6 protein-coding genes are annotated in these 5,802 nt (G+C 41.7%); all 6 read left to right on the top strand.

Translation table 11 applies throughout. From position 1 onward, the window contains the following. Complete coding sequence (locus KGY70_16050; GenBank protein MBS3776710.1) at positions 1 to 162, top strand: DUF2513 domain-containing protein; 162 nt, start codon at positions 1 to 3, stop codon at positions 160 to 162. 483 nt (positions 163 to 645) lie between these two features. Further along, positions 646 to 807 carry a hypothetical protein gene (locus KGY70_16045; GenBank protein ID MBS3776709.1) on the top strand — a complete coding sequence of 54 codons (162 nt, stop codon included), beginning with the start codon at positions 646 to 648 and terminating at the stop codon, positions 805 to 807. A gap of 225 nt (positions 808 to 1,032) precedes the next feature. Next, the gene (locus KGY70_16040) at positions 1,033 to 1,389 is read left to right on the top strand and encodes a hypothetical protein (GenBank protein ID MBS3776708.1); all 357 of its coding nucleotides are present in this window, start codon (positions 1,033 to 1,035) and stop codon (positions 1,387 to 1,389) included. A gap of 892 nt (positions 1,390 to 2,281) precedes the next feature. Continuing rightward, positions 2,282 to 2,494 (top strand): hypothetical protein, encoded by a 213-nt coding sequence (locus KGY70_16035; protein ID MBS3776707.1) that lies wholly within the window; start codon positions 2,282 to 2,284, stop codon positions 2,492 to 2,494. A 12-nt stretch (positions 2,495 to 2,506) separates the two neighbouring features. Further along, the gene (locus tag KGY70_16030; protein MBS3776706.1) at positions 2,507 to 2,818 is read left to right on the top strand and encodes a type II toxin-antitoxin system PemK/MazF family toxin; all 312 of its coding nucleotides are present in this window, start codon (positions 2,507 to 2,509) and stop codon (positions 2,816 to 2,818) included. A 1,965-nt stretch (positions 2,819 to 4,783) separates the two neighbouring features. Then, positions 4,784 to 5,802, top strand: a 1,019-nt coding sequence (locus KGY70_16025; GenBank protein MBS3776705.1) for a radical SAM protein, incomplete at its 3' end; no start/stop codon positions are given.

Genomic DNA, 5,802 nt, shown 5'->3' with positions numbered 1-5,802 from the left:
ATGTGTTGGATAGCCACCGGATTAACCTGGGCAGGTCACGATTATATTGAAGCTATAAAAGATGATAAGCGTTGGCAAAAAGTTAAAGAGTGGATAAGGAATAGTGGAAAAATACTAACTCTTGAAACTATAAAGCAGGCTGTTCAGGCATTGTTCTTGTAATGTTGAAAATGAATGTTAAAACACTGATGGGTTCCTATTATATAGGATAAGCTGATGCAGGCGTTATTGTGGGAGGCGTTTGAGAGAGTTTGAGAAAGGGTGAAGGAAAATGAGAGATGGTGAGTTTAACGGCTGGTATTCCCGCGCTCACCCCTAACCCCTAAAGGGGTATTTGGTCTCCAGAAAATTATAGGTATGGTTCCAATGGGGAGTTTTTTAGAATGTTAAGGGCCTGTAGAAGGCCCTCCCGCACGGAAAGGCTAAAGGCATTAAACATCTGAGAGGAAATGACAGACCATAGAGGTTTGGGCGGGGTGGCCCCTTCAGGGAATTAAAGGGCGCAGGAGAGGAAAAGCTTCGAAGGAGTGTAGGGTTTTAGTGTTTTTTGGAGTTTTGGAGCTTTGGTGGCATACATTTAAATTTTTAAATCAGTGAATGCAAATCCACCCGGTTTGCTGCCATTAGTTAACCCGTCCGACCGATGTGCCTGAAGCGCTCTTTGGAGATGAATCGAGATTTGTTGCATTTAGCCTGGTTTTACAGATTAGGCTGGTATCGGTCAGACGGGGTGCCAGGGGCAAAGCCATCAGGCAATTGCTGATGATAGGTGGAAATGGCAGCCGGTTTTCCCGCGCACACCCCTAACCCCTAAAGAGGAACTCTGTCCGCAGAAACTTATAAGTGTGGTTCTAATGGAGGTTTTGGCAGCATGTTAAAAGTTTGTAGAGGATCCTCCCGCACAGAATAGTAAAGGTACGTTGGATATATTTTAATGGACCTTAGAGGTGATGGCGGGTGGGAGAAAAGATGCAGGGCAATGACTATTTGTAATTTCGAGTTTTTTAATAATGAAATATAAAATCAATAGATATGGATAATAATGAAAAGATAAATCAAATACGGGAGCAGGTTTTAAAAGGAGTCAAATCAAAACATAAGGACATCCAACTGGATAAATGGCTTGAATATTTGGAAAACAATCTGTCATTCTCCTTTGAAGCTAAAGTTTTGGAAGCGGAGGGTGCTTCTGATTTGAGTAGGCAAGATATTGTAAAGGTTAAAAACATCAATGATTATATTGATCCCTATGGCGTACTTCTGGAAATCAGAAAAGGAAGGAGAAAATATATTTTTCCCCTTTGTGATCTTGAAGTAGTGGATAAGCAGTCAGAAAATCATTTTATAACACAAGCATATCTGGACTGGTGGTCAAATGTATTTTGGTAGAAAAAAGATATGTTTATCATGCAGACAAGGCTAAATAAGATGGGTGAAATGTACCATCAACCTTTTCCGATCGATAGTAGTACTAGCCACTGGAATCCCCGCGCGCTGCCCCTAATCTCCCGATGAATAATTGAGACAGGCTTTGGAGGGTGTATCCTCCCGCCATCAATTCTGAGATCTGTCTGTTTATTTGACTGTATCTAATGTAACTTTAGCTTTCTGTGCGGGAGGGAACTCTGAAAGCTTTTAAGATTCTAACAAAATCTCCATTGGAACCATACTTATAAGTTTCTGCCGACTGAGTGCCTCTTTAGGGGATAGGGGTGAGCGAGGGGGAAGCTTAAGAGGATAATAAACTTTTTGCGGAATTTGGTACTCGCGCCCCGAAGCAGTCGGGGTTGGTGCTCCTGTCCCGTCAAAATGCGGGGTTGGAGTTATATTAAGACCGTTGATTAAGCTTATGCAAATCCACCCGGTTTGCTGCCATTACTTCACCCGTCCGACCCCGCTATTTGGGCGGGATCAGACGGGGTGCCAAGGGCTGCGGGCATCAGACAATTGCTGATAGGGGTTGATATTAGCAGCAGGAATTCTCGCGCTTGCTCCTAACCTCCCGATGAATAATGGGAACAGGCTCTTCTCCCCCCGACGCTATTTACTCCCGACGAAAGGCGGGATCGGGATTCCGCTATCGCGGGATACCCGAAGGTCTCAGGTTCGTCGAAAAGTCAAGGTATTGCAGAAAAAGGGAAAGGGAGAAAGGCCGTGGGTTTCGGAAACCTTAATCTCGCCTTTGTCGGGAGTAAACAGCGTTGGAGAAAACTATAATAAGTAAAATGTTTATATGTTATAATAGAAGGATTTTTGTAAATTTGGAAAAAACATGTCTGATATGAAAGCATTTGAATTTAAGTCAAAGCTGAAGAATAAATCCATCATAGTGCCAGATAATTTAAGTTCGAAATTATCCGGGAAAAAAGAAATTCGTGTGATAATACTCTATGAGGAAGAAGAAAACCAGGATGAAAATGATTTTCAAAACATTGCCCGGGAACAATTCTTAGCCGGTTATTCCGAATCAGATTCAATTTATGACGATGAATGAAATGGGGCGACTATCTTTTGGAGAGATATATCTTCTGAAATTTCCTTTTTCTGGCGGGGAAAAGTCAAAAAAAGACCTGTACTTATTATCCTTGATACAGGAGATAATGACATAGTAGTTTGTAGAATAACAAGCAAAATATATAGTACTGAATTTGATTTTAAGATTGAAGACTGGAAAGGATCCGGCTTAAAACTACCTTCTGTGGTCCGATTACATAAAATTGCTACTTTAGAGAAAGACTTAATCTACAAAAAGCTTGGTCAGATTAATGAAGAGTTGAAGAAGGAAATCAAAAAGAAATTTAAGAATATAATTGAATAAATTTATCAAACCATCTCCTATAGATTGCAAGCTTAGCGGAAGGAACCTTTATAATTGTCCGACGATTCTGGAGTTCTGGATGCCCGAAGGTCTCAGGTTCGTAGAAAAGTTGAGGTGTTACAGAAAAAAGAAAAGGAGATAGGCTGTGGGCTTCGGGAAATTTTAATTCCGCTTTTGTCGGGATTAAACAGCGGTGAAGTTTGATTAAAACCGTTGATTAAGCTTACGCAAATCCACCCGGTATGCTGCCATTACTTCACCCGTCCGACCGATGTGCCTGAAGCGCTCTTTTAAGATGATTCGAGAGTTGTTGCATTTAGCCTGGTTTTACAGATTAGGCTGGTATCGGTCAGACGGGGTGCAAGGGGCTGCGGCCATCAGACAATTGCGGATAGGCGGTAGTTCTAGCAGCAGGAATTCCCGCGCTCGCTCCTAACCTCCCGATGAATGATCGGGGTCAGACTCTGAAGGGTGTATCTTCCCGCCATCAATTCTGAGATCCGTCTGTTTATTTGACTGTATCTAATGTAACTTTAGCTTTCTGTGCGGGAGGGAACTCTGCAAGCTTTTAAGATTCTAACAAAATCTCCATTGGAACCTTACCTCTGTTAATCTGTGGACTGAGTGCCTCTTTAGGGGATAGGGGTGAGCGAGGGGGAAGCTTAAGAGACAGGAAATCTTTTTGGTATTTCGTATTCCCGCTTGCCGGCAGGGCAGGTTAATGCTTTTGTGGCATTTATTAAAATCATTAGATTAAATTAATGCAAATCCACCTGGTATAGTACCATTACTTCACCCGTCCGACCGAAGTGCCTGAAGTTGTTGTTTTGGGATGATTCGAGAGTTGTTGCATTTAGCCCGGTTTTAAGGTTGGGCTGGTATCGGTCAGACGGGGTGCCAGGGGCAAAGCCATCATTTGATTCTTGATGGATGATGGAATTAGCTGCTGGAATCTTCTCGCGCTACCCCTAACCTCCCGATGAATAATCGGGACAGGCTCTGGAGGCGCAGGGTCGTGGGTGGGGAAGATCATTGAATATGGCAAGTGTAAATTTCGAACCCAACCACCCTCTATATCGGAAGAATTTGCCTCCCCATTCCGCCAAATTTACCCGGGGGAGTCAAAAACTGCTGAGCATCTTGTAATCTTCATGAGTTCCTATTCAAACCTTTATTTTCCAAAAGTAATGTTAACGTGATCCTTCAGACCCGTCAGGGATTACATCCGGCAATGGAATGCACAAACGTAATGGCATATGGTCTTTTAGAGACGTGAAACCGTGCGTCTCATGTTTTAATATTAATTGTAAGGCATTTATAAGACTAAGAAATGCTCGGGAATACGCGCCAATAAAGCAACATTTATGATATACGTTAGAAAATCCATCCGGATTTTAATAATGGTGTGAAATTGCTACCAGATGATGAATTTAGAATCTTTTATTATGATTTTGAATTTTATTTACATAAAACTGACAATAAATAAAATAATAGTTTATAAAGAAAATTAATCAAAAAAATTTGCGTTTCTTGAAAGAAATTATTATGTTTTCGGCATAAAAGGTTTATAACCTTCTCCCACCAGATGCAAGGGTGGGTTGGCGCTAGAGGAAGAAATACTGCGGAGTTACAGAGGAAATTGTTTGTGTAAAAGCCGTTGTTATAAAACTTAAAACTGCATTCCCAATCAGAGATTACTTCTTAAGGTTTAATGAAGCGGGTGGTTTCCCTAAGGGGAGATTATTCTTATTTGTCAATTGTTTAATGGGCCTTCTTTAATTGAATCCTTCCAAAAAGTTTGGGTTGTTTGTTATCAATACATGGGAGTGAGGAAGTGGAGCAGTGGGTGTTCCAAATACTCCGATAGCAAGAATTTGACCGGTAAGGTACCAATACATTTTTCAATCTCAATATAAACCTGAATCAGATGAATTGCTTAACAGGCCATTTAAATCCATTATAGCGATGAAAATACAAAAGATTTATCCGAAGTCGATAAAGCCATGGAAACCAGCCCTGGATCTGGTTCCGCATCTGACCATCGAAACCAATATGACCTGCAATTTTTGCTGCAATATCTGTTACAATCTCAACACCACTTATGTCAAAGACCTTGAAGATGTTTATAATGAGATTGATATTGGTATAAGTAAAAGGAAGGTGGATACAATGACCATCATGGGGGGTGAGCCAACGTTATACCCTGAGTTGTGCCAGGTAATAAGCTACATCAGTTCAAAAAATATTTTCTGCCAGTTGCTTACCAATGGCTACCTGATCTATACCGAAGGCGGGGAACAATTTCTCGATAACCTGGTAAGGGCAGGTCTCAATCGCATCATTTTCCATGTTGATCTCGGACAGGATGTTTATCAGGATCCTTTTGAAGTGCTGCACAATCTATTTGACAAAACTTCCAAACATCATTTGTTGACATCCATATCCTGGACCATTTATAGTGATCGCCGGGGGTTTCTTCCTCAACTGGTAACCGGGTTCATGAAATACGGTCATTTCGATGGCATTCTTGCATTGCTTGAGAGACCTATAGATTTAGCCATTTCCCCGGGTTTCAGCAAAGATCGCTACCCCAATATGCTTGAGGAGCACGGAGCCCTGAACAAAATTTTGAATCTGAAGCCTTCCCTTTATTTACCCTCGAGTGTTGATGACAGTGAGGTGAGCTGGCTGGTCTATTTATATTTTATCAACACCAAAAGCGGTAAAACCTTCTATTTGTCACCCCTGTTGACACGTTTGTCCCAGAAATTATCCCTGAAGGTATCCAAAAGGGAAGTGTTCGGAAAACCTCTGATGCGTTTTGCTTTCGGCTTTTCTCTTATTTTAACCGGGCTCTTGGAACTGCTTGCCAAACCGGGGCGGACCGGTGAATTTTTCAGGATGCTTATTCGTTCAGGAGGCATGAAGCACTTAAGATTTCATTATATTGCCATTCAGGATGCACCCTCCTATGATCAGGAAGC

Source organism: Bacteroidales bacterium, assembly GCA_018334875.1.
Taxonomy (GTDB): Bacteria; Bacteroidota; Bacteroidia; order Bacteroidales; family UBA12077; genus JAGXLC01.
Note: the sequence above shows the minus strand (reverse complement) of the source record. Positions and strands in the feature narration are given on the sequence as shown.

Coding starts and splice junctions, on each gene's coding strand:
- KGY70_16050 (MBS3776710.1), top strand. CDS start 1: ATGTGTTGGATAGCCACCGGATTAACCTGGGCAGGTCACGATTATATT.
- KGY70_16040 (MBS3776708.1), top strand. CDS start 1,033: ATGGATAATAATGAAAAGATAAATCAAATACGGGAGCAGGTTTTAAAA.
- KGY70_16035 (MBS3776707.1), top strand. CDS start 2,282: ATGAAAGCATTTGAATTTAAGTCAAAGCTGAAGAATAAATCCATCATA.